This window comes from Pseudorhodoplanes sp. (assembly GCF_035565795.1).
In the GTDB taxonomy this organism is placed as follows: Bacteria; Pseudomonadota; Alphaproteobacteria; order Rhizobiales; family Xanthobacteraceae; genus Pseudorhodoplanes.
The window spans coordinates 18,752-41,434 of the sequence record NZ_DATMRV010000043.1 but is presented as its reverse complement, the minus strand read 5'-3'; the positions used below and the strand labels follow the sequence as shown (position 1 = coordinate 41,434).

Annotated in this window: 29 protein-coding genes; 14 read left to right on the top strand and 15 right to left on the bottom strand. The window is 63.2% G+C overall.

Annotation, left to right across the window (positions count from 1 at the left end; all coding sequences use genetic code 11):
- Positions 1–107: 107 nt before the first annotated feature.
- The 5 genes from VNZ93_RS05120 to VNZ93_RS05100 all read right to left on the bottom strand — a co-directional run bounded on the left by VNZ93_RS05120 (position 108) and on the right by VNZ93_RS05100 (position 2,057).
- Positions 108–500, bottom strand: a complete 393-nt coding sequence (locus VNZ93_RS05120) for a hypothetical protein (RefSeq protein ID WP_325701001.1) — start codon at positions 498–500, stop codon at positions 108–110.
- 13 nt (positions 501–513) lie between these two features.
- Positions 514–696, bottom strand: a complete 183-nt coding sequence (locus VNZ93_RS05115; RefSeq protein ID WP_325700998.1) for a hypothetical protein — start codon at positions 694–696, stop codon at positions 514–516.
- A 69-nt stretch (positions 697–765) separates the two neighbouring features.
- On the bottom strand, positions 766–915 hold the full coding sequence (locus VNZ93_RS05110) for a hypothetical protein (RefSeq protein ID WP_325700995.1): 150 nt from the start codon (positions 913–915) through the stop codon (positions 766–768).
- 69 nt (positions 916–984) lie between these two features.
- A complete protein-coding gene (locus VNZ93_RS05105) occupies positions 985–1,446 on the bottom strand; it encodes a hypothetical protein (protein ID WP_325700992.1) in 462 nt (153 codons plus the stop codon).
- 173 nt (positions 1,447–1,619) lie between these two features.
- On the bottom strand, positions 1,620–2,057 hold the full coding sequence (locus VNZ93_RS05100; protein ID WP_325700989.1) for a PaaI family thioesterase: 438 nt from the start codon (positions 2,055–2,057) through the stop codon (positions 1,620–1,622).
- Between the two features lie 280 nt (positions 2,058–2,337).
- Between VNZ93_RS05100 and VNZ93_RS05095 the strand changes: the two genes are divergently transcribed.
- The 6 genes from VNZ93_RS05095 (at position 2,338) to VNZ93_RS05070 (ending at position 6,325) form a co-directional block, all read left to right on the top strand.
- Positions 2,338–2,793 (top strand): hypothetical protein, encoded by a 456-nt coding sequence (locus VNZ93_RS05095; RefSeq protein ID WP_325700986.1) that lies wholly within the window; start codon positions 2,338–2,340, stop codon positions 2,791–2,793.
- Positions 2,794–2,881: 88 nt separating this feature from the next.
- Entirely contained in the window at positions 2,882–3,664 is a 783-nt protein-coding gene (locus VNZ93_RS05090; protein ID WP_325700983.1) for a ribonuclease T2, read from the top strand.
- 119 nt (positions 3,665–3,783) lie between these two features.
- Positions 3,784–4,023, top strand: coding sequence for a hypothetical protein (locus tag VNZ93_RS05085; RefSeq protein ID WP_325700980.1), 240 nt, complete (start codon positions 3,784–3,786; stop codon positions 4,021–4,023).
- A complete protein-coding gene (locus VNZ93_RS05080; RefSeq protein WP_325700977.1) occupies positions 4,024–5,205 on the top strand; it encodes a 23S rRNA (adenine(2030)-N(6))-methyltransferase RlmJ in 1,182 nt (393 codons plus the stop codon).
- 205 nt (positions 5,206–5,410) lie between these two features.
- Positions 5,411–5,626, top strand: coding sequence for a cold-shock protein (locus tag VNZ93_RS05075; RefSeq protein ID WP_325700974.1), 216 nt, complete (start codon positions 5,411–5,413; stop codon positions 5,624–5,626).
- A gap of 93 nt (positions 5,627–5,719) precedes the next feature.
- Positions 5,720–6,325 (top strand): glutathione S-transferase family protein, encoded by a 606-nt coding sequence (locus VNZ93_RS05070; protein WP_325700971.1) that lies wholly within the window; start codon positions 5,720–5,722, stop codon positions 6,323–6,325.
- Positions 6,326–6,391: 66 nt separating this feature from the next.
- Here the strand turns inward: VNZ93_RS05070 and VNZ93_RS05065 are convergent, their stop codons facing one another.
- Positions 6,392–7,015 carry an outer membrane protein gene (locus VNZ93_RS05065; protein ID WP_325700968.1) on the bottom strand — a complete coding sequence of 208 codons (624 nt, stop codon included), beginning with the start codon at positions 7,013–7,015 and terminating at the stop codon, positions 6,392–6,394.
- A gap of 273 nt (positions 7,016–7,288) precedes the next feature.
- On the opposite strand from VNZ93_RS05065, the gene uvrC reads away from it, so the two are divergent.
- The 4 genes from uvrC (at position 7,289) to moaE (ending at position 10,961) form a co-directional block, all read left to right on the top strand.
- On the top strand, positions 7,289–9,397 hold the full coding sequence (gene uvrC, locus VNZ93_RS05060) for an excinuclease ABC subunit UvrC (protein WP_325700965.1): 2,109 nt from the start codon (positions 7,289–7,291) through the stop codon (positions 9,395–9,397).
- Between the two features lie 101 nt (positions 9,398–9,498).
- Positions 9,499–10,155 carry a CDP-diacylglycerol--glycerol-3-phosphate 3-phosphatidyltransferase gene (gene pgsA, locus VNZ93_RS05055; RefSeq protein ID WP_325700962.1) on the top strand — a complete coding sequence of 219 codons (657 nt, stop codon included), beginning with the start codon at positions 9,499–9,501 and terminating at the stop codon, positions 10,153–10,155.
- 81 nt (positions 10,156–10,236) lie between these two features.
- On the top strand, positions 10,237–10,488 hold the full coding sequence (moaD, locus tag VNZ93_RS05050; RefSeq protein ID WP_325700959.1) for a molybdopterin converting factor subunit 1: 252 nt from the start codon (positions 10,237–10,239) through the stop codon (positions 10,486–10,488).
- Positions 10,485–10,961, top strand: a complete 477-nt coding sequence (gene moaE / locus VNZ93_RS05045) for a molybdopterin synthase catalytic subunit MoaE (RefSeq protein WP_414709987.1) — start codon at positions 10,485–10,487, stop codon at positions 10,959–10,961. The genes moaD and moaE overlap by 4 nt, the downstream gene beginning before the upstream one ends.
- A gap of 102 nt (positions 10,962–11,063) precedes the next feature.
- On the opposite strand, the gene VNZ93_RS05040 is transcribed toward moaE, so the two are convergent.
- Positions 11,064–11,948 carry a branched-chain amino acid aminotransferase gene (locus VNZ93_RS05040; protein WP_325700956.1) on the bottom strand — a complete coding sequence of 295 codons (885 nt, stop codon included), beginning with the start codon at positions 11,946–11,948 and terminating at the stop codon, positions 11,064–11,066.
- A gap of 211 nt (positions 11,949–12,159) precedes the next feature.
- On the opposite strand from VNZ93_RS05040, the gene VNZ93_RS05035 reads away from it, so the two are divergent.
- The 4 genes from VNZ93_RS05035 (at position 12,160) to VNZ93_RS05020 (ending at position 15,320) form a co-directional block, all read left to right on the top strand.
- Entirely contained in the window at positions 12,160–12,699 is a 540-nt protein-coding gene (locus tag VNZ93_RS05035; protein WP_325700954.1) for a MarR family winged helix-turn-helix transcriptional regulator, read from the top strand.
- A gap of 11 nt (positions 12,700–12,710) precedes the next feature.
- Positions 12,711–13,427 carry a response regulator transcription factor gene (locus VNZ93_RS05030; protein ID WP_325700951.1) on the top strand — a complete coding sequence of 239 codons (717 nt, stop codon included), beginning with the start codon at positions 12,711–12,713 and terminating at the stop codon, positions 13,425–13,427.
- Between the two features lie 68 nt (positions 13,428–13,495).
- Positions 13,496–14,881, top strand: coding sequence for an ATP-binding protein (locus VNZ93_RS05025; protein ID WP_325700950.1), 1,386 nt, complete (start codon positions 13,496–13,498; stop codon positions 14,879–14,881).
- Positions 14,882–15,071: 190 nt separating this feature from the next.
- Complete coding sequence (locus VNZ93_RS05020; protein ID WP_325700947.1) at positions 15,072–15,320, top strand: hypothetical protein; 249 nt, start codon at positions 15,072–15,074, stop codon at positions 15,318–15,320.
- A gap of 197 nt (positions 15,321–15,517) precedes the next feature.
- On the opposite strand, the gene VNZ93_RS05015 is transcribed toward VNZ93_RS05020, so the two are convergent.
- The 8 genes from VNZ93_RS05015 to lgt form a co-directional block, all read right to left on the bottom strand.
- A complete protein-coding gene (locus VNZ93_RS05015) occupies positions 15,518–16,177 on the bottom strand; it encodes a TetR/AcrR family transcriptional regulator (RefSeq protein WP_325700944.1) in 660 nt (219 codons plus the stop codon).
- A gap of 63 nt (positions 16,178–16,240) precedes the next feature.
- The gene (gene proC, locus VNZ93_RS05010; protein WP_325700941.1) at positions 16,241–17,074 is read right to left on the bottom strand and encodes a pyrroline-5-carboxylate reductase; all 834 of its coding nucleotides are present in this window, start codon (positions 17,072–17,074) and stop codon (positions 16,241–16,243) included.
- A 169-nt stretch (positions 17,075–17,243) separates the two neighbouring features.
- Entirely contained in the window at positions 17,244–17,744 is a 501-nt protein-coding gene (locus VNZ93_RS05005) for a YbjN domain-containing protein (RefSeq protein WP_325700938.1), read from the bottom strand.
- 484 nt (positions 17,745–18,228) lie between these two features.
- Positions 18,229–19,179: a ribose-phosphate pyrophosphokinase gene (locus VNZ93_RS05000; RefSeq protein WP_325700935.1), complete on the bottom strand. Its 951-nt coding sequence runs from the start codon at positions 19,177–19,179 to the stop codon at positions 18,229–18,231.
- Between the two features lie 117 nt (positions 19,180–19,296).
- Complete coding sequence (locus tag VNZ93_RS04995; protein WP_325700932.1) at positions 19,297–19,869, bottom strand: hypothetical protein; 573 nt, start codon at positions 19,867–19,869, stop codon at positions 19,297–19,299.
- A gap of 101 nt (positions 19,870–19,970) precedes the next feature.
- A complete protein-coding gene (pgeF, locus tag VNZ93_RS04990) occupies positions 19,971–20,741 on the bottom strand; it encodes a peptidoglycan editing factor PgeF (protein WP_325700929.1) in 771 nt (256 codons plus the stop codon).
- Positions 20,738–21,838: a class I SAM-dependent methyltransferase gene (locus VNZ93_RS04985; RefSeq protein ID WP_325700927.1), complete on the bottom strand. Its 1,101-nt coding sequence runs from the start codon at positions 21,836–21,838 to the stop codon at positions 20,738–20,740. The genes pgeF and VNZ93_RS04985 overlap by 4 nt, the downstream gene beginning before the upstream one ends.
- Positions 21,835–22,665: a prolipoprotein diacylglyceryl transferase gene (gene lgt, locus VNZ93_RS04980; protein ID WP_325700924.1), complete on the bottom strand. Its 831-nt coding sequence runs from the start codon at positions 22,663–22,665 to the stop codon at positions 21,835–21,837. Before lgt ends, VNZ93_RS04985 begins: the two co-directional genes overlap by 4 nt.
- Positions 22,666–22,683: the final 18 nt, after the last annotated feature.

Sequence of the window (22,683 nt, the reverse complement as noted above, 5' to 3'; positions counted from 1 at the left end):
GACTGGTAAATCCTACCAGCGCAACCCCAGCCATCCAAGCTGAGTCGATCAAAAGTCCGGTAGGGTTCACGCGGGTTTGTACAGAACGGTGCGCGCGCCAGGACCGCTTACTGAGTTCCGTCGGCCTTCGTCACCATGTCGACGACCTGACGCTTGGCCGGGTCGACGATCACGATGGTTTCATCCGGAAGCTTCGCGAATTTGAAATCGCGCAGCAGCCCGATCCGGTCCTTCACCGAGATCGGCATGTCATTCAGGATCACCGAATCCGGGATTTCCGAACCGATTGTGACCTGACTGCCGTCCGGAATGCGTCGCGCAGGTTCGCTTCCGATCTCGCGATAGATCGTCCGCTTGTGATCTGCCGTGAGTCCGATGCCCGGCGTTCCAATTCCCGGCGTCGAATCCCTTGTGCCGGTCGTCTGCGCGACCGAAGACGCGGCAGGCAGCATGAGCGACGCAACAACGATTAATGCGGACCTGACATATCTGTTGGGCATCGCAAGAGTCCGGCTAATGGCGCCCTTTTGGCTTACCCGGCGCCGGCTGAGTCACGCTCACCGGATCGGAACCGACCATGCTTTCCTCGAGCCCTTGCTCGAGCTTTTTCTCCGACTCACGCGCGCCAGCGCCTTGCGCCGGTTGTTTTTTGATGTCCGGATTACCGCCGCGCTTTTCGGTCGAGGGATGCGCCATTCCTATGCTCCTGAAAAACTGTCCGGAGCACAACGCTAGCCTGCGGAAGCAGGTTCCCCGCAGGGACGCCTAACGTTTGGACACGATCACCTGGTCGTGATGGGCGTCGACCGGCATGTTGACATGCGACGTAACGACAACGAGCGCGATCAAACCGACAATCGCGACAACGCCGCCATATGCCAGCCCGACCAGCCGCAGTCCCCGCTTATCCGCCATATCCCAGCCCATAATTCTCGCGCGGCTCCTTCTGGCAGCCGCGGGCGTGCATTAGCGTGGAGTGATTGATTATTCGATAATACCAACGACGTATTTGCCGAGCGGATTGACCAGAGCAATCCGGTTGCCGGTCTTCACGTAGTAATATGGTGCGACCCAGGGCAGCTGCTGCGCGACCGATTCCGGCACCGGTTTGAGTTCGACCGATTGCGGAACCACGACGGTCTCTTCAAGAGCGACGCCGCTTGGCAATTGCGAAGATTTCTCCTGTGCAAGCGCATCAACGATCGTGCGCCTCTGGTCGGCGGTAAAGTTGAAGGTATGCGTCAGGATCGGCTGCTGGTCGTGCTCGAAGATCGAAGCGTTATGCGCCGCCGTGTCCTGCGATGACGGGACCACATCTCCCGCGACACGAGGTTTGGCGTTGTTGATGGGCTGATCTGCCGGCGCGAGACCGACTGTCGATTCCGGGTTATGCACAGGCTGCGGTGTCTGCAGAGCCGGCTGCGTCGAGCCTTTCGGCTGCGCCATGGATGGATCATCACCTGCCTGCCCGGGAGCCGGCGTTTGTGTTTGCGCAAACGCGGCGCTTGCGCTGCCAGCCAATGCCAGGACTGCGAGAACGGGAAGGATGCGTTTCATGACTGTGGTCCTTCGTGTGGACGCACAACGTGCCCGGAACCGCAGACGTTCCCGACTTGCCGCTAAACCATCGTATAGGCGCCGGACATCATCGCGACGGGATAGCGGTTGGACGCGCCAAAGATCGCGACACGGCCAAAGCTGGTTGTAGTGCCGGCACGGATGACGCGCGCGTCCGCCAGCAGATCGAACTGCGCCGGACCGAGGAAATGGGCCGTCTGATCGACAGCGGACATTGGCCGGTAGCCGTTCCAGGCCGCGGCGCAGGCAAAGACCATCGCCGCATCCGCAAAAGCCATCAGCGCCTGGCTGGATATGGTTTTGCCATCCGTGCAGAGCTTGCGGGTGAACGGAAGGCGGAGCACCGCGCCGGGGCACCAGTCGAGTCCAGCACCGGATGGACGCCAAGCTTCGACCGCCTCGATCAGAAGCCCGAGATCCTGGGTCCAAGGCGGAATTACCTCCAGCATCAGGCGGCTGGCGGCCCGTAGCCCGAACATGCTTGGCGTCGGTGCAGCAGCGTTCGCCGGCATCCTGCTCCCGCGTGCCCCAGGCACGCCTCACGCCGCGAAGCGCGGCGGCCTCGCCCCGGATGGCAGTATCATCGGGAAACCGAGTCGCGGTAAGCCGATATTGGCTGGCGGCGCCGAAAGCCTGTGCAAAAGGATCGCGCAACACTGCGCCAGAAAACGCTGACAAAGCCCCGTCTGGGGGCGTGTGCCCCTTGACCGGACCCGTACACATCTGCACCGTCTGCTGACTTGCTTTGTTGGGGGAACCATGTCCGTCAGGCGCATCAGTCTTGTGCTCACCGCACTCGCTGCGGTCATGGGCTTTGCGTCGCAGGCCCAGGCTGCCAATTGGCTGGAGAAGAACTTCTGGATGAGCGGCCCGCGCTACAGCGGCAAGCTGCCGTCCTGCGACAGCGGCTGGGCCCTCGGCACCATCCAGTTGCGCTTCAGCGGCAAGGAATCGGCGTTCTGGAATTCAAGTCTTGGAATCGTGAAGTTCGACGAGATCCACGAAACCGCGAATCGACCTTGGGCGTCCGACACGATTCCGCGTCGTTTCTGCACGGCGCGCGCGCTGTTGTCCGACGGCATCTGGCGGCCGGTGCATTACCTGATCGGCGAAGACATGGGCATGATCGGCGCAACCTGGGACGTGGAATGGTGCGTGGTCGGACTGGACCGCAACTGGTCGAGCAATCCGGCGTGCCGGATGATGCGGCCCTGACATCCAGGCCTCAGCTCTTTTGTTCTTGTAATGTTCTCATCGTCGCGCTAGCCTCGCGCCGGTTTGCATTTTCCGTCGGGGGCGTAGCATGACGACGACGATCACGGACCGTATTGCGGTCAGCCTTGCCTTCACGCTGATCTTGCTGGTTTCGGCACTCGCACAGGACGCTCAGCCGAACTCGGTGGCGGGCGCAGCCGAACGCTTCGCGCAGGAGCGCTTTGCGCAGGACCGTTTCCAGCCGCGCTTCCAGTCCGACAGTCGGCGCGATCCTCGCAATCAGCCTGGAAATTTCGACTTCTATGTTCTGGCGCTGTCCTGGTCGCCCTCGTTCTGCGAAGCATCGCGGGAACGCAATGGCGGCCGCTCGAACCAGCCCCAATGCGCCGGCGAACGTCCCTATTCGTTCGTCGTCCACGGCCTGTGGCCGCAGCATGAACGCGGCTTCCCGCGCGACTGCCAGGTGCCGGCGCCGCGATTGTCGCGCAACATCGTCAACACCATGCTCGACATCATGCCGTCCCAGCGGCTGGTGTTTAACCAGTGGGACCGGCACGGCACCTGCACCGGGATGGACGGCCAGAAGTATTTCGACACGGTGCGCAAGGCGCGCGAAATCATTCAGATCCCGACGAAATTCCAGGACATCAGCAACTATCTGGCGGTGACGCCGGGCGATGTCGAGAAGGCCTTCATGGAGGCCAATCCGGGACTGGCGGCCGACGCGATCACCGTCACCTGCGACCATCGCCGCTTGAGCGAGGTCCGCATCTGCATGTCGAAGGATCTGCAGTTTCGCGGTTGCCCCGAGGTGGACCGGCGCTCCTGCCGCAGCGACAAGGTGATGATGCCGCCGGTTCGCGGCGGCTGAGCATCCCCGGGCCTCAAGGGGCAGCGTAGCCGGCGCGGATTCGTCGAAAATCCGCGCGTTACGGGAAATCACGCAGTAATCGGCGGTTCCTAGCCTTCGCGCGGTTCTCCGGCCGAACGATGTCCCGCCTCAAAGCCTATCTTCACGTCGCCGTCCTGCAGTTTGGTCTCGCCTATATTGCGCTATGGGCGATCACCTTTGTGGCGCTGGATTACGGGCCATTGATGTTCGGCGGCTCATGTCAGCCCCGCGGCTCACAACTCTTTTTTTACTGGGTCTGTGACTCCGCTTCGCCGCTTGCCTTCATCGCCGCCGTCGCCAATACCGCATTGTCCGTTACGGTCTGGGCGCCGGTCTAGGTGGCTGCAGCGACCGTTCGGCCCGACGCGATCACACTCGCCCTGCCGATCCTGCTCCTGCACCTGATCGGGCTTCCGGCGGCGCTGCTTGTTTCGATCCGGGCTCTCGCGCGCCTGATCGAGACGCCGCGCTGGCTGGCAAAGCGGCGCGGCTCGGGCAACGGCGAGGAGGCGCCGCATCCGCTACTCGTCTTCGTTCCGGCACCGTCCGCTGCACCACCCGTCAAGGCGAGGACCACATTCGGACTGCGCGGCCAGAATCCTGATCGCTTTGGGGGGGCCAGTGCGACGGAGCACTTGACGAACTGCCCGCGCGGATGCCCCTGCTCGCTTCCGATGAATTATCGACACGCCTTCCATGCCGGCAACTTCGCCGATGTCGTGAAGCACGCGCTGCTCGCGCGCATCATCGCGTATCTGAAAAAGAAGGAGGCGGCGTTTCGTGTGATCGACACGCATTCCGGCGCGGGGATGACCGACCTGCACGGCGACGAAGCGCGCCGCGGCGGTGAATGGCACGATGGCATCGGCCGTGTCTGGCAGCACGCCTTCAAGCCGAATGTGAGCGCGCTGCTCGAGCCGTATCTGTCGGCCGTCGCCGCTTACAATCAGGCCGACGCGATCACGCGCTATCCCGGTTCACCGCTTCTGATCCGGCAATGGCTGCGGCCGCAGGATCGGCTGATCGCCTGCGAGCTTGAACCCGGTGCCGCACGCGCGCTGGCGCGCAACATGCATGACGATGCCCGCATCAAGACGATCGCGATCGACGGCTGGACAGCCCTCAATGCGTATATCCCGCCGAAGGAAAAGCGCGGCCTTGTCCTGATCGATCCGCCATACGAACAGGACAACGAACTGCGGCGCGCGGCCGATGCGCTTCGCGCCGCTCATCGCAAATGGTCGGGCGGGACGATCGCACTTTGGTATCCCGTCAAGGATCCGCGTGAGATCGCACGCTTCACCAGGCAGCTCACTGAACTGCAACTCGCTAAATCGTTGCAGATACAACTGTCCCGCATTGCGGTATCCGGCACGAAGCTGCGCGGCACCGGACTCGTTGTTGTGAACGCACCCTGGACATTGCAGGAAGAAGCGCAAATTTTGCTGCCGGCTCTGGCAAGCGTTCTATGGCCGGGTGAGCGAAGCGAAATTCGGATCACAACGATTTCATCGCACTGAATTCCTGAGGCGATCCTCTTTTCACACGCCCGTCATTGGTCTTTACTGATGCGGCTGGCTTTGACGTTCCGCCCTCTTTTTCAAGGGGGGCCCGGCGGAGTGACCGAGGCCCAATAACAGGCTGAAGCTTTCCCCGATTGTGAATGTCCGGCCGAGCCGCCGCCGTGAGGGACGGCGGCTTAGCAATGCGGGAAAGGAGCCCACGATGGCTCAAACTGGGACTGTTAAATTCTTTAATGGCGAACGTGGCTACGGCTTCATCAAGCCGGACGATGGCGGACGCGACGTGTTCGTCCATATCACGGCGGTGGAACAGGCTGGACTGAAGGCTCTCGCCGAAGGTCAGCGTATCAGCTTCGACGTTGAGCCCGACAAGAAGGGCAAGGGACCGAAAGCGGTCAACCTCGTGATTACCGGATAGCACGAGCGTTCGATCCGCTTCAGGAATTCACGTGCCCGCGTGCGGCGCGACAGCGTCCGCCGACACGATATGTTTTTCCACTCAGGACCATCCATGATCCTTCGTTCTGCACCGCCTTCGCCATTCGGGCGAAAGGTCAAGATCGCAGCTGGCCTGCTCGGCCTGTCGGACCGCATCACCATCGTTGCCGCCGACACCAACGACGCATCCGACGACCTGCGCACGCAGAATCCGCTCGGCAAGATCCCGACGCTCGTTCTCGATGACGGACAAACGCTGTTCGACTCGCGCGTGATCCTCGACTATCTCGATCACATCGCCGGCGGCGGCCGCATTATCCCGCGCGAGCCGAATGCGCGCTTCGCGGCCCTTCGCATGCAGGCGCTCTGCGACGGCATTCTGGATGCATCGATCCTGCGTGTCTACGAAGCGCGGTATCGGCCACAGGCCATCCATCATCAGCCATGGCTCGACTACCAGGCCGACAAGGTGGTGCGTGCACTCGCTGTGCTCGAAGCGGAGCCACAGGCGCTCGATCCCGTGCCGCATGTCGGCCAGATCACACTCGCCTGCGCGCTTGGATATCAGGATCTGCGGTTCGCCGGCACATGGCGCGCCAATCACCCGCAGCTCGTTGCGTGGCTTGATCGTTTCGCGGCGCAAGTCCCCGCCTTCGATCAGACGCGGGTGGCGACCTAGAGTCTCGAACGGCCATTCGGGGCGCTCGCCGACGCGGCGCCCCGGACGACGTTTTCGATAGACGGCTCAGAACCGGTAATTGAAGCCGAACCTGATCAGATTGGTGTCAAAGCCGTTATCCGCGCCCGTGACCGTATAAGCGCGGCTGGCATAGCCCATATAGAGATACTCGGCCTTCACCGACCAGTTCGGCGTGAACGCGTATTCGGCGCCGGCACCGACTGTCCAGCCAACATGGCTGCGATCTTCTTCCAGTCCATTGAGCCGCGCCTGGAGACCGCCGAAGGCCACACCACCGGTCGCGTAAATCAGAACGTTGCTCCAGGGCGCAACGCCGAGACGGCCGCGCAGGGTGCCGAACCACGGATTGGAAAACTGCCAGGGCGCGAACGTATCGTCGGCGTTCGAGAGGTTGATGTCTCCTTCGATACCGTAGACGACAAAGCCATTCTGCCAGTTGTAACCGGCCTGGATGCCGCCGGCGACGCCTGACGGCTTGGCCGGGTTGTTATCGACGTCGCCCCACAGATAGCCGATATTGGCGCCGAAATACGGACCCGTCCAGCGATAGACCGGGACCGGCGGAGGCGGCGGCGAATATTGCCGGTAGCCGATGTCAGCGGCCTGCGCATGCCCCGAGATCACGACTGTCGCAAGGGCGGCGGCGATTGCGATCAGCGACTTCTTCATCTCACTCACTCCTGCACCGTTTGCCGCAACCCCTGCGGACATGCGTGGGAGCCAACCCGCGCCGGCGGCCGATACATGGCCTTTTCAGCTTCGAGTTATCGGGTTGTTTAAGTTAAACAGTCGTGAATCGAGGAGAGGATCTAAACGCATCGCTAACGGAACGTAAAAAACACCGAAACCTCTGTTAACGATCGGTTGACCGCAGTCAGCCGTCAGCGCTGGCGGGTCCGCCCTTGCGCAGCGCGATCTTGAGGAACATCTAAGCCGTCTCCCATGAATGGCCGAAGGACTGACATCGAGCCCGAACTCGACCTCACCGAAGAGGACGAGGATCAGACCCTGCCGCTGCCCGAGCCTGACCCGGCAGCCGATGCCGATGCGAAGGGGCAGCCTTCGCTTGCGAGCGGGCGTGCGACGATCGCCGCGCATCTGAAGAACGCGCCATCCGGGCCGGGCGTCTATCGCATGCTCGATGCGGCCGGCGAGGTTCTCTATGTCGGCAAGGCCAAAAGCATCAGGAAGCGCATCGCGTCCTATGCGCGTCCGACCGGACACGACAGCCGGATCGCGCGCATGATCGCGGCCACCGCCTCGCTCGAATTCGTGACGACGCGAACCGAGACCGAGGCGCTGCTTCTCGAAGCCAACCTGATCAAGCGTCTGCGGCCGCGCTTCAACGTGCTGATGCGCGACGACAAGTCATTCCCTTATATCGTCATCAGCCGCGACCATCCGGCGCCGCAGATCCTCAAGCACCGCGGCGCGCGGACGCGGCCGGGCGATTATTTCGGGCCATTCGCATCGGTGTGGGCGGTGAATCGCACGATCACGGCTCTGCAGCGCGCATTCCTCATCCGCTCCTGCTCGGATGCGGTGTTTGAAAGCCGCACGCGCCCCTGCCTTCTTCATCAGATCAAACGTTGCTCGGCGCCCTGCACCGGCGAAATCACGCCCGATGCCTATGCCGAGCTCGTGCGCGAGGCGCGCGACTTCCTGTCCGGCAAGAGTCACGCCGTGAAGAAGCTGCTGGCCGACGAGATGGAAAAGGCCTCGGAGACGCTCGACTTCGAGCGCGCAGCCATTTATCGCGACCGCCTTGCGGCGCTGTCGGCCATCCAGTCGCAACAAGGCGTGAATTTGCGCGGCGTCGACGACGCCGACGTGTTCGCGATCCATCAGGCCGGCGGATACAATTGCGTGCAGGTGTTCTTCTTCCGCACCGGACAGAACTGGGGCAATCGCGCCTATTTCCCGAAGGCCGATCGCGGCCTGTCCGCGAGCGAAGTGCTGAATGCATTCATCGCGCAGTTCTACGACGACAAGCCTTGCCCGCGCACAATTCTCGTCTCGGAGGAATTGCCCGAGCGCGCCCTGCTTGCCGAAGCGTTGTCGACCAAGAGCGGACATACCGTTGAGATCGCAACGCCCAAGCGCGGCGAGAAGCGCGACGTGATCGATCACGCGCTTGCGAATGCGCGTGAGGCGCTGGGCCGCAAGCTCTCCGAAACTTCATCGCAGCAGGCGCTTCTGAAGTCGCTCGCGGAACTGTTCGGCCTGCCGAGGTTGCCCCGCAGAATCGAGGTCTACGACAACAGCCATATCCAGGGTTCCAACGCCGTCGGGGGCATGATCGTCGCGGGCCCGGAGGGCTTCCAGAAGAACCAGTATCGCAAGTTCAATATCCGCTCCGAGGACATTACGCCCGGTGACGACTTCGGCATGATGCGCGAGGTGCTGGAACGGCGGTTCAAGCGATTGCTGAGTGAGCATCCGCGCAAGCAACACGCTCCGGCCTCCGCGCAACCCGATCACGCCGATTCAGGCAGGGCGAACGGTGGCGACACATTGGACCAAACGGTCGTTGCCCTCCCCGGCGAGCAACCCGCCGAAACCCCTGAGCAACCGGCCGACAGAGAGAAGGACACGCCGTGGCCCGATCTCGTACTGATCGATGGCGGTCAGGGCCAGTTGGCGGCTGCGCGCGAAACGCTGGCGCAACTTGGCGTCACCGACGTTCCGATGGTCGCGGTCGCGAAAGGGCAGGATCGCGACGCCGGGCGCGAAACATTCTTCATGGACGGGCGCGAGCCTTTCAGGTTGCCGCCGCGCGACCCCCTGCTCTACTTCGTGGAACGGTTGCGCGATGAGGCCCATCGCTTCGCGATCGGTTCGCACCGGACGCGCCGCAAGCGCGACATCCGGGAGGGCGGCCTGCAGGAAATTCCGGGGATCGGTCCGACGCGCAAGCGGGCCCTGCTCAACCATTTCGGCACGCTGAAAGCCATTGAGCGCGCCTCTCTCGCGGATCTGGCCAAGGTTCCCGGCATCAATGCCGACACTGCACGCCGGATCTATGACTTTTTTCATGAGCGGCCGGCCTGATTTTTCAGCGCTTTACGGTGCGTCAGCGAAGCCGCGGGACAAATTCAGGCATTCCTCCATCACGGGTTGACGGGGGCGCGCCGGGTGTGTTCGCTGACGCCATGAATTCCGTGTCGACGCAACGCATGTCGGGGGGCGCGTTTTCCCTGCCGAATGTGCTGACTTATTGCCGGATCGTGGCGGTGCCACTCGTGGTCGCCTGCATGTATTGGCAGGCGATCCTGCAGGGCGGATTGTGGCTCCGGCTGGTGGCACTTGCGATCTTCATCGCCGCGGCGATCACCGATTTCTTCGACGGCTATTTCGCGCGGAGCTGGGGCCAGCAATCGCGGCTCGGCCGAATGCTCGATCCGATCGCGGACAAGCTGCTCGTGGCCTCCTGCCTTCTGATGCTGGCGGCGGACGAAACCATCAAGGGCTGGTCGCTTTTTGCCGCGATCATCATTCTGTGCCGCGAAATCCTGGTCTCCGGGCTGCGTGAATATCTGGCCGAACTGCGCGTCAGCGTGCCGGTGACGCAACTCGCCAAATGGAAGACGACCCTGCAGCTGGTCGCGATCGGGTTCCTGCTTGGCGGGGAGGCTGTCGATTATTATTTGCCGCACAGTTTCATGGAGTGGCGCTGGCGGCACGGCGATGACCCGCTTCCGCTGACCACGTCGATCGGTCTGGTGCTGCTGTGGGTTTCCGCGATCCTGACCCTCTACACGGGCTGGGACTATTTCCGCGCCGGGTTGCGGCATATCATCGACGAGTAAGCGCGGCACAATGCCCGCCCGTTTTTCCAAGGCGCGCGAAGCGGCAGCCGGAAATGACGAAATGATCGGTCGGAATTCGAGATGAAGCTTCTGTATTTCGCGTGGGTGCGCGAGCGCATCGGCAAGACCGAGGAAGAGGTCGCCCCGCCCGCCAGTGTCGGCACCGTAGCAGATCTGGTCGCCTGGCTCGCCGGTCGCGGTGAGGAATATGCCTATGCCTTCGAGAACCCGAAGGTGATCCGCGCCGCCATCGACCGCAAGCATGTGCAGCCCGACACGCCGATCGCAGGCGCGCGTGAGATTGCGTTCTTCCCGCCAATGACGGGGGGATGATGGCCGCCACCATCCGCCTGCAACGCGAGGACTTCGATGCGGCTACTGAAGTCGCAGCGCTGACGCGCGGGCGCACGGATATTGGTGCCGTCGTGACGTTTTCGGGTATCTGCCGCGATCACGAGGGCGGCCACGGCGTCAGCGCGATGACGCTGGAGCATTATCCCGGCATGGCGGAAGAGGAAATCGCGCGCCATGTGGCGGAAGCGCAGGCTCGCTGGCCATTGCAGGGCGTGACGGTGATCCACCGCTACGGCCGCATGACGCCGGGGGACAATATCGTCCTCGTGGTCACCGCGTCCGCACACCGCCAGGCGGCATTCGAAGCCGCGTCGTTCCTGATGGATTACCTGAAAACCCGCGCGCCGTTCTGGAAGCTCGAGGAGCGGCCGGACGGCAAGGACTGGGTGGCCGCGAAGGACAGCGACGACGACGCTGCCGCGCGGTGGGTGAAGGACAACGCAGCGAGTTAGCCGGCGTGTCGTCCCCGCGAAAGCCGGGAGCCATATTCCAGAGCGACGCTCATAGGTCCCCGCCTGCGCGGGGACGACCGGCACAAGTTGCGCTGTGGACGGTTACGCCGCGCGCGACTTCGGCTGAACTTCGGCCGTGTAGTCGTCCATCAGCTGCTTGGTGATGGCGGCCGGCGTGAAGGTCCAGTCGGCAATCTGCGCCACTGCAGTGACTTCCGCCGCCGTGCCGGTGATGAAGCACTCGGAGAAGCCCGTCAGTTCGTCCGGCATGATGCGCCGCTCGATCACCTCGATGCCGCGGCGCTTGGCCAGGTCGATCACGGTGCGGCGGGTGATGCCGTCGAGGAAGCAATCCGCTTTCGGCGTGTGGATCTTGCCGTCCTTGATGAAGAAGATGTTGGCGCCGGTGCATTCGGCAACCCGGCCTTCCCAGTCGAGCATCATCGCGTCCGCAAAGCCCCGCCGTTCGGCGCGGTGCTTGGAGATGGTGCAGATCATGTAGAGGCCGGCGGCCTTCGCCAGACAGGGCGAAGTGCGCGGATCGGGCCGGCGATATTCGGCGAGATCGAGCTTGATGCCCTTCAGTCGCTGCGCCGGATCGAAATAGCTCGGCCATTGCCACACGGCGATGGCTAGATGGATCGCGTTGTTCTGCGCCGAAACGCCGAGCTGCTCGGAACCGCGCCAGGCGATCGGGCGCACGTAGGAATCCGGCATGTTGTTCTTTTCGATCACAAGGCGCTTCGCAGCGTCGATCTCAGCGACCGAATACGGAATTTCGAAATCGAGAATGTTGGCCGATTTCTTCAGCCGCTCCGAATGCTCGGTGCTCTTGAAGATCTCGCCGCCATAGGCGCGCTCGCCCTCGAACACGGCGCTGGCGTAATGCAGGCCGTGAGTGAGCACGTGGATCTTCGCCTCGGGCCCGGGCACGAGCTTGCCGTCGAACCAGATCATTCCTGGCAGTTGATCGAAAGGCACAGACATCGGCTTCCTCCTTGGCGAAGCTCGGTGCGGACGTCCATCGGGCTTTTTTGCCTGATCCGTCCATTACCATTATTGTCCGGCTCAACGTCACGCACGGGCGTTACGGAACGGCCGGAACCGGCAAGAGCAGGATATTTCGCTACTCTGCCTCTTTCGGTAACAATCTTCCGAAAATATGTCAACAGTGCTGACCTAAATAGCCTCGATCATCATGTCCGTTACACCGCTTCGAGACCGTACTGGTACATCAGACCAAGCCCCGGCCCGGCCGGCCGGAGAACCCGTCTGGGACCTGATCGAGCTGCTGTTTTTCGCCTATCGCGACTTCGTGAGCGACGCCGACGACGCGCTCGCAAAATTCGGGTTCGGCCGGGCGCACCATCGTGTGGTCCATTTCGTGACCCGGCACCCCGGCATCAAGGTCGCGGACCTCCTGGACATCCTGAACATCACCAAACAGTCGCTGGGCCGGGTCCTGAAGCAGCTCGTGGATCAGGGCTATGTGCTTCAGAAGGAAGGCGAAAGCGACCGCCGCCAGCGCCTTCTTTATGCCACGCCCAAGGGCGAAGCGCTGGCTATGAAACTGGCCAGCCTCCAGACCGAACGCGTCGCGCGCGCATTGTCCGACATCGGACCGGGCGCGCATGAGGAAGCCCGCAGGTTCCTGATCGCGATGATCGACGGTCGGGAGCGCGATCACGTGCTGCAACTCATCACCCGGGCGGACCGGCTGAGGCACGGCAAGCCCTGAGGGTCATAGCAATGGAGATCACCCCCGCGGCATCCGTCGGACCGGCTGACGACGCCCCGCATCTGCTCGTCGTCGATGACGACCGCCGAATCCGCGACCTGCTGTCACGATTTCTGGCGGCCGAAGGCTATCGCGTAACGACCGCCGACAACGCGGCTGAGGCGCGCGCCAAGCTCAATGGTCTGCATTTCGACCTGCTCATCCTCGACGTGATGATGCCCGGCGAGAGCGGCTTCGATCTCGCCAAGTCACTGCGCTCGACATCAACCGTGCCGATTCTGATGCTGACCGCACGTGACGAGACCGCGATGCGGATCGAGGGTCTGCAGATCGGCGCCGACGATTATGTGTCAAAGCCGTTCGAGCCGCGCGAGTTGTCGCTGCGGATCGCCAATATCCTGAAGCGTGCCCAGCCGGCCACGCCCGCACCTGTCGAATCGGTCCGGTTCGGCGATTTCATGTTCCACATTGCACGCGGCGAGCTGAAGCGCGGTGACGAAATCGTCCGTCTCACCGACCGCGAGCGCGACATGCTGCGGGTTCTGGCCGCAACGCCCGGGGAAACGGTGCCGCGCCTCTCGCTTGCCGGCAACGATCCCGCAGCCAATGAACGCGCGGTCGACGTGCAGGTGAACCGCCTGCGCCGCAAGATTGAGCGCGATCCTGCCAATCCGCTTTTTGTGCAGACGGTCCGCGGTATCGGCTACCGCCTCGTTGTCTCTCCGTGAGGCGAGTGCATGGCGCCGAAAAGTCTGCAGCGGTTTTCGGATAACGTCGTGCGCAACGCGAGATTGCCATGACGAGTCTCGATGTCGGCCTGCAAACCATTCGGTCCGCCGCCTATCGGGTGAACCTGGCGTGGGACAGGTTCGGCAAGACACTCAAGCGCTTCATGCCGACCGGGCTCTATGCCCGCGCTCTGCTTATCATCATCGCACCGATGGTGATCCTGCAGTCTGTGGTCGCGTTCGTGTTCATGGAGCGCCACTGGAACTCGGTCACACAAAAGCTGTCGTCGGCGGTCGTGTCCGATATCGCGGCCTTGATCGACATCTATCGCGGCTACCCCCAGGACGCACAGAATACGCAGATCCGGCGGATCGCACAGGAACGGCTCGGCCTCGTGGTCGACTTCCTGCCGCCGACCGAAATGCCGCCGCCCGGACCGAAACCGTTCTTCTCGCTGCTCGATCAGGCGCTGTCGGTCGAGCTTCGAAAGATCAAGCGTCCGTTCTGGATCGACACAGTCGGAAAATCCTCCCTGGTCGAGATCCGCATCCAGCTCGATAACGCGGTGATGCGCGTTCTGGCGCCGCGCAGCGCGGCCTATGCCTCGAACTCGGAAATCTTCCTGTTCTGGATGGTGGGCACATCGCTCGTGCTACTGACCGTCGCCATCATCTTCCTGCGCAACCAGATCCGGCCGATCCTGCGTCTCGCCGATGCCGCCGAAGCGTTCGGCAAGGGCCGTGAGATGCCGAACTTCCGGCCGCGCGGCGCCCGTGAGGTGCGACGTGCTGCGGTCGCGTTCATCGAAATGAAGCTGCGTGTCGAGCGTGCTATCGAGCAGCGCACGACCATGCTGGCCGGCGTCTCGCACGACCTGCGAACGATCCTCACCCGCTTCAAGCTCGAGCTTGCCTTGCTCGGCAAAGCGCCGGAGCTCGACGCGATGAAGAAGGATGTCGACGAGATGCAGCGCATGCTGGAGGCCTATCTTGCCTTCGCACGCGGCGACATGGGCGAGCAGGCCTCGCCGACCGACATGGCGGACTTCCTGCAGGAACTGAAGGACGATGCCGAGCGCACCGGTCACAAGGCGACCGTGGAATTCACCGGACAGCCGATCGTCACGGTCAAATCCGCCGCGTTCAAGCGCTGCCTTGCGAACCTCGTGACCAACGCCGCACGCTACGCACATTCCATCGCGATCACAGGCAACCGCGACCATCGCTGGCTGACCGTCACAATCGACGATGACGGCCCCGGCATTCCGGCGGCGCAACGCGAGGAAGTGTTCAAGCCGTTCCTTCGCCTCGACGATGCCCGCAATCAGGACAAGGGCGGCACGGGTCTCGGCCTCGCCATCGCCCGCGATATCGCGCGCTCGCATGGCGGCGACATCATGCTCGGCGATTCTCCGCTTGGCGGCCTGCGCGCCACTGTCCGCGTTCCGGTGTGACGGTCTGCCCGACGTCCGATCTGACGGTTTCCTCAAACGAAAGAAGCCCCGGCTCGCGCCGGGGCTTCGAACATTATTTCGCTCGCAGTCGCGCTCACGGGCAGAACCACAGCCCTCCGACCACAATGCAACCGCGCGCCTGCCAGTCCCACGGACGGGCCGAATAGCGATACCAGCCGGGAGGCGCCGAATGATAGGCGCGGCCAGCAATCCAGCGGCCGCCATGGTGGCGGTGATGCACGCGTACGCCGTGATGATGACCGTGATGGCCGCCACCATGATGCCCGTGATGTGCTTTCCCGCCGTGATGGCGGCCACCATGGTGTTTGCCACCACCGTGGTGTTTGCCTCCGCCATGCCGATGTCCGCCATCGCGGACCTGGATCACCAGCGAATCCGAAATCGCGCCCATCGTATTGGGCCCAACCGGAGCTGCTGAAGCAGGCGAGAACAACAAGGTCGCGAAAACAAGCGTTGGCGCAGCTTTAAGGACAAATGACATATCGTCTCCCGGGATTAACGCCTGATCGCCCGCGCGTTCGAGGCCAATCGGTTCAGCTATGGTTCTTATGATTAAGGAAGCGTTCGCATTGGCTCGCGCGCAGCCAACGCGTGATCATAGAACCGTGATTGGTGTCAGGCCGCTTCGATCCCGTCATCGGAATCCGGATCGCGCCGCCGCCGCGCACGCCAGCGGCCGGCCTGCAGCCGCTCCGGAATCGCGAGCATCGTGTCGAGAAAGCCGGACCAGCGTTCGGCGCGCGCAAGCTCGCGATCGAGCGCGGCCATGGTCCGCGCGAGGCCAGGATCCTCGTCATTCGCCCAGACCGACAGCACCCGCACATACATGAGCGTAAGCGCCTGCGCCCTCAGCGCTCCCTTCGGTCCGGCAGCGGAGATGCCGGCGGCGGTCATCATCCAGCTCATCGAGCGTGCGGCGAGCCCGTTCATCACAAGAGCCAGCGGCGGATTGCACAATGTCGAGCGGATCAGGGAACGGATCGCGACCTTGTGGCCGGCATGCGCGTCGAGACGGCGCATCAGCACGTCGAACAGGCGCTCGCGCGCGGGCTCGTCGCCCATATCGGATGTGTCGGCCGACAGGACCGTGCGATCGATATCCTTCATGTGCGCGGCGAGGATCGCCACCACGGAGGAGAATTCACCGCGCAGGTCGGCAAGGGAAATGCCTGCGGCCTTGGCAATATCGTTCAGGCCGATACGCTCGAGCGGCCCGGTTTCGAGCAAACTCAGCAGCGCGTCGATGATCGCTTTGCGGTGGGTCGAGTCGGTCATGGCGTGTCCCGTGTCTGTGCCGCGCCTCTCATCTAGGTGGCCGAACGGGGCACTTCCATGGCTCTAGCCGGCGAGTTCCCTGGAGCGCTTCGTCGCGGCTGCGACCGCCCGACGCATCAGCGGATCCACTCCGTCCGCCGCCATCAGCACCCCAAGCGCTGCGGCGGTCGTCCCGCCGGGAGACGTCACGTTCTGGCGCAGCGTCGCGGGATCGAGCGGCGAACGATGCAGCAATTCGCCGGAGCCCTCGACGGTCGCGCGCGCGAGCTTCGTTGCGAGTTCTTCCGGCAGACCGGCAGCGACGCCCGCCCGGGCCAGCGTTTCGGCAAGCAGGAACACATAGGCCGGTCCGGACCCGGACACGGCCGTCACCGCGTCCATGAGGTTTTCATCACTGATCCATTCCACGGCGCCGGAGGCCGCCAGCAGTGCATTGGCGCGCCGCCTTTGATCCGCTGTCACCGCTGCATTCGGAACTGCAACCGTAATGCCACGCCCGATCGCCGCCGGCGTGTTCGGCATCGCACGAACGATCGCAGCATTCGGGAAGCCGGCCTGCAGAAAGCCAAGCGTCTTTCCCGCCATGATCGACAGCACGAGCGTATCCGGTCCGGTCAGTCCCGCAACGGAAGGCATCACATCGGCAGCGACCTGCGGCTTCACCGCCAGCACAAGAGTCCCGATCGTCCGGTTCGCGTCCGCAGCCGGATTGAGCGCTATGCCCTTGCGGGAAAGCGTGACCACGTCCTCGGACGGCTTCGGATCGATCACAACGACATTGCGCGGATCAAGCCCGAGTGCGAGCCAGCCCTCCAGCATTGCGCCGCCCATCTTGCCGGCGCCGACAAGCGCAAGGGTGCCAATATCGTCGAGCCGGGATTTCTCTGATTGTGCCATGGTCAGTCTGTCCGCACTTGCGCACGGACGCGGCGCCGTGCGTGCGGCCACCATCGTCATTCCGGGGGACGCGCGCAAGCGCGTGAATTCGGAATCCGTCTACATTGATTGAATTTGCAACCGGATTCCGGGGCCGCGCCGGCAGCGCGTCGCGGAGCAACCGCCGGGATCAGGCTTCGCCCGAGGTCTCGAACATCGCCGCGTCCAGCGCCTCGCGTGCGGACTTGCCGGCCCACAGCACGAACTGGAAGGCAGGGAAGTAACGCTCGCAGGTATCGAGCGCGGTACCGAGAACGGACTTGCATTGAGCGTCGGTCGCTTCGGCGCCGCCAGTGAGCACCAGCGCGTGGCGGAACATCACTAATCCGTCGTCGGACCACAAATCGAAATGGCCGATCCACATCTGCTCGTTCATATGCGCTATGAGCTGCTGGACTTCGGAGCGGCGGCGCTCGGCGACCTTCATGTCGAAGGCGCAAGCGAGATGCAGCGCCTCGAGTTCGCCCATCCAGGTGAACGACACCTGATAGTCGACCCATCGTCCCTTGATCAGGATGTTGATCTCGTCATCGCCGGCCCGTTCAAACGACCAGTCATTGAGTGAGGCGACACGCTCGACAACATCGAGCGGATTGCCGTGTGCAGTATATTCAAAATCAGTCAGTGCCATTTTCATCCGCCGCCTGCGAGGCTTCGCTCCACCAACGCACGCGTACCAATCATGCCGAGACGGGACGTTCCGCCGCAGCCAACCCGACGACATCGGGTTGACTCACGATCGCCGAATCACTTGGCACTCCGACTATAGCCGCACCGATTCAGTGCAACCAAGCCAAGAAATAATCGCTGGAGTCTGGTCGTTGATTTTTTGAATCGGAGCAACGTAGGGCGCGCCAATGTCCACAATCGGAACTGCGTCAGTTTGACTCAATGCACAGCAATCGCGCTGAAGGAGTCATTGCACTGCAATTGCGGGGGCAAAAAGCAACGGGTCGGCGCGTAGCGCGGCCCGATGACAGGCTCAGCAGCGAACCCGCGATCGAGAGGAAAGGATACGACGATTGTGGTTCTGGATGGCTGGCTCGCCATAGCGCGTCGAAGACGCGCACAAACGGCGCTTATGGCAAGCGCCTGGACTGTCTGACGGCAGACGATCAGTCGAACAGGCTCGACACCGATTCTTCGTGCGCGGTGCGGCCGATGGCTTCGCCGATCAGACTCGAGATCGGCAGCACGCGGATATTCGGTGCGTCCTTCACGGCCTTGGTCGGCTGGATCGAGTCGGTGATGACAAGCTCCTTCAGCCGCGATGAGCTGACACGGGCGACCGCTCCACCCGAAAGCACGCCATGGGTGATGTAGGCATAGACCTCGATCGCACCCTGGCCGAGCAGCGCGTCGGCGGCGTTCACCAGCGTGCCGCCGGAATCGACGATGTCGTCGACCAGGATACAGGTGTGACCGGCAACGTCACCGATCACGTTCATCACCTCGGATTCGCCGGCGCGCTCACGCCGCTTGTCGATGATCGCGAGCGGCGCGTTGATCCGCTTGGCGAGGCCGCGCGCGCGGACCACGCCGCCGACGTCCGGCGACACCACCATCAGGTTAGCGAGTTCGAAGCGCTCCTTGATGTCTCGGACCATCACCGGCGAAGCGAACAGGTTATCGGTCGGGATGTCGAAAAAGCCCTGGATCTGGCCGGCATGCAGGTCGAGCGTCATGACCCGGTCCGCGCCGGCGCGCGTGATCAGGTTGGCGACGAGCTTGGCCGAGATGGGCGTGCGGGGACCGGGTTTGCGGTCCTGCCGGGCATAGCCAAAATACGGCAGCACCGCCGTGATCCGCCGGGCCGAGGATCGCCGGAGCGCGTCGATGATGATCAGCAGCTCCATCAGATGATCGTTGGCCGGGAAAGACGTGCTCTGGATGACGAATACGTCTGCTCCGCGCACGTTCTCCTGGATTTCCACGAACACTTCCATGTCGGCAAAGCGGCGTACGACCGCCTTTGTCATGGGCACTTTCAGGTAATTGCAGATCTCGGCCGCAAGCGCAGGGTTGGAATTGCCGGCGACGAGCTTGATCGCTCCGTTTTTCGCCATCCCTTCTCCTCGCTGATCCTCTGGCCGCGCGTCCATTAGGCGCGCCGGACTGATACAGGCCGTGCCGCGCTTCCGCAATACGGCCGCATTTGTTCTCCCAAAGCGATTATGAATCGCTCAGCGGAAAGAAGCGGCAGACGCCACGCGCCCGCCGGCTACGGCCGGCCCGGTTGGCTGGTCCTGCGAGGGCGGCGGAGCGGCCTCGGACCCGCTGGAGGCGACCACCGGCGACGGGCCTTCCGGCCCGCGGAAATAAACCGCAAGCTGTTCCATGCCGTTACGCGCCGCCCGCGCAAGCACCTCGTCGCTCACGCTCTGCCAGGTGTCACGGCCCCCCGGCCCGACCTTCTCGTCCCCGGCGAGACGCACGACCCTTTCCCCGTTTGAATCGAACACCTCCCAGACCCACGACATCGTGGCCTGGCGGCCGCGGGTCCAGACCGAGGCATAGCCCTTGATCCGGTACGGCGCGAACCCTTCCCGCGTCACAACCGGGACTTTACGGGCTTCGGCCTCGTCGTTGAGCTTGCGGACATAGCGGTCGAAAACCGCGGGCGGCAGCCCGTCGATCCGGTCGAAAGCCACCGTCGAATGCTGGCCAGTCGGTAACCCGCCGCCGGTCGTCGTGCAGGCGGCAGCCGACAGGGCAAACGCGACAATGCCTATAATGCGCGCCGCCAGCGGAACCATGACACCCCCGTGAGCTGTCAGGACGCTTGCGGTCCGTTCCAGCCGTTAACGATTCCGTAACCGGAATCATCTCCGGGGTCCAGCCGAGCGGAACCGGCCCGCTAGGGGGTCAACACGATAGCGTTAACGTGCCGCCCGTAATCCGGCTCGGCCCGGTGGGTCGACCGGCGATAGCTGTAGAAACGATCCGGATCGGAATAGGTGCAGACCCCGATATCCTCGAAGCGCTCGATGCCGCTTTGTGCGAGCCGCAACGCGATGAAGCCCGGCAAGTCGAACATCGCGTGGGCCTCGCGCGACGCCGGGGCAAAAAAGCGCGCATAGGTTTCGTCCTCGCGCAAGAATTCGTCGACGAAGCCCTGGCTGACTTCATAGTTGTTCTGCCGGATCAGCGGACCGAGCGCGACACTGATGCGCCCGCGGTCGGCGCCGAGTTTTTCCATCTCCGCGATGGTCCCCTCGATCACACCGGAGAACGCACCGCGCCATCCGGCATGCGCCGCACCGATGACGCGCGCCTTTGCGTCGGCAAACAGCAGCGGACCACAATCGGCGGTGCTGACGCCGATCGCCAGTCCCGGCGTTCTGGTCACGATGGCGTCCGCTTTCGGCCGCGTCTCGACACTCCACGGCTCTTCCGCCACGACAACCTGCGGAGAGTGAATCTGGTACGCCGTGATCAGGCGGTCAGCACTGACGCCGAGCGCCTGCGCCATGCGGGCGCGATTCTCAGCAACATGCGAGGCGTCGTCATCCGAGCCGATGCCGCTGTTCAGGCTCGCATAGATGCCGCCCGACACGCCGCCCTCGCGGGTGAAGAAGGCGTGCCCGATGCCATCAAGCGCTGACAGGGACGGAGCGTGGAGTTTCATGCGGACTCGAATCCAGGCAGCGGACCGAGTTTCGGATCCGTGATCGCCATGACCTTGAACAACTCGCCCATGCCTGTGCGCCCGCCCTCTGTCAGGCGCGCCACCCCGGACGTGATGGCCTCACCCTGCTCGGCGGTTGCGCCTTTTCGGAGCGCGTCCGCCCTCGCTTCGATCCCAAGTTCACGCAGGAATTTCGCCTGCGTGACCGGACCGTGAACCGCCGCACCCATGCCCTCTGCCGCCTGACCGAAAATGAAAAAGTCGACATGCGCAGTGATGTCGGCAAGACCCGGCGCTGACAGCGGATCGGCAAAGGCGTGCTCGTTGACCGATTGCAACGTCTCGCCGAGATCGCTTTCGACGTGTCCGTAATCGATGAACAGCGCAGCGCCGTCCTTGCGTACGCGGCGCGCAATGTCGAAAGCATGGATATCGTTGCGCCATTCGAAGATCGCGCCGACAGCCGCTTCCTTGATCTTCTTGGGCATGAACCGGTCGAATTGCGGCAATGGGTCCGGCGCGAGCCCCAGCGCAAAATCGCCGTTCGCATTCAGACCGATGACGCGCTCATGCCAGCCGTCGGCCTGTTTCACCACCTGATGCACCGGCAGCGCATCGAGATATTCGTTTGCAAGGATGATCGTCGGCCCCTCCGGGACATCCAGCAGATTGCGATGCCACGACACCGGGACGTCCACATCGCTGAGAGTATTGCGCTGCAGCTGTTCGAGCGTCGGGCTGATCTCGACCATGTGCACGGATAGCGCCTCACGGAATTTCGGCAGCACCTTCGCGGCGCGAAGCGCGTCCCGCATCATCGTGCCGCGGCCCGGTCCAAGCTCGATCAGGTTGACGGCTTCCGGCTCGTCGAGCATGCGCCACACCGACAGCGCCCACAGGCCCAGCAATTCGCCGAAGATCTGGCTGACTTCCGGCGCGGTGGTGAAATCGCCTCCCGCGCCGAACGGATCGCGCGTGACGTAGTATCCGTACTGCGGATGGGCGAGACAGAGCGCCATGTAGCGCGCAACCGGCATAGGCCCGCTAACCGCAATCAACCGGCGGATTTCCTTTTCAAGCGGCGATGGCTCGCTCATGCAGCCTGCCCTCCCAATGCAGGACGCCGCATCGCATGCCATACAAAGGCAACGCCCGCGAGGAACAGCGGGATCGACAGCAGCATGCCCATGGTCAGGCCACCCCACAGGAATCCGAGTTGCGGGTCCGGCTCCCGGAAGAACTCGCAGAACGAACGGCCGAGTGCATAGACCATCGCGAACAGCCCGATCGTCAATCCAGGGCGCCTGAGCGCGCCCATGCGAACCGCGATCGCGAGTACGACAAACAGGACCGCCCCTTCAAGAACCGCTTCATAAAGCTGGCTCGGATGCCGCGGCAACGGTCCGGCGGCCGGAAACACGATTGCCCACGGCACGTCGGTTGGACGTCCCCACAATTCGCCGTTGATGAAATTCGCGATGCGTCCGAGAAACAGGCCAATCGGTCCGGCGGCGCAGGTCAGATCGCCGAGCGACAGGATCGGGATCTTGCGGCTGCGCGCGAACAGGAGCACCGCCGCGACGCAGCCGGCGAATCCGCCATGGAACGACATGCCGCCGCCCCAGACCTGAACGATCTCCAGCGGATGCGCGAGGAAATGCGCCGGGTTGTAGAACAGCACGTAGCCGAGCCGGCCGCCGAGGATGATGCCGAGCGTGATCCAGACGATGAAGTCGTCGAAGTCGTTGACGGTCAGCGGCGCGCGACCACCCCACAATGTTTCATTGCGGATGATCATGCGGGCATAGAACCAGCCCAGCAGGATACCGAAAATGTAAGCCAGCGCGTACCAGCGAATGGCAAATGGCCCGATGCTGATCAGCACCGGATCGATGTTCGGAAAAGGCAGGGCCGAAACCGGCATTGCGAAAGTCCAGGATGA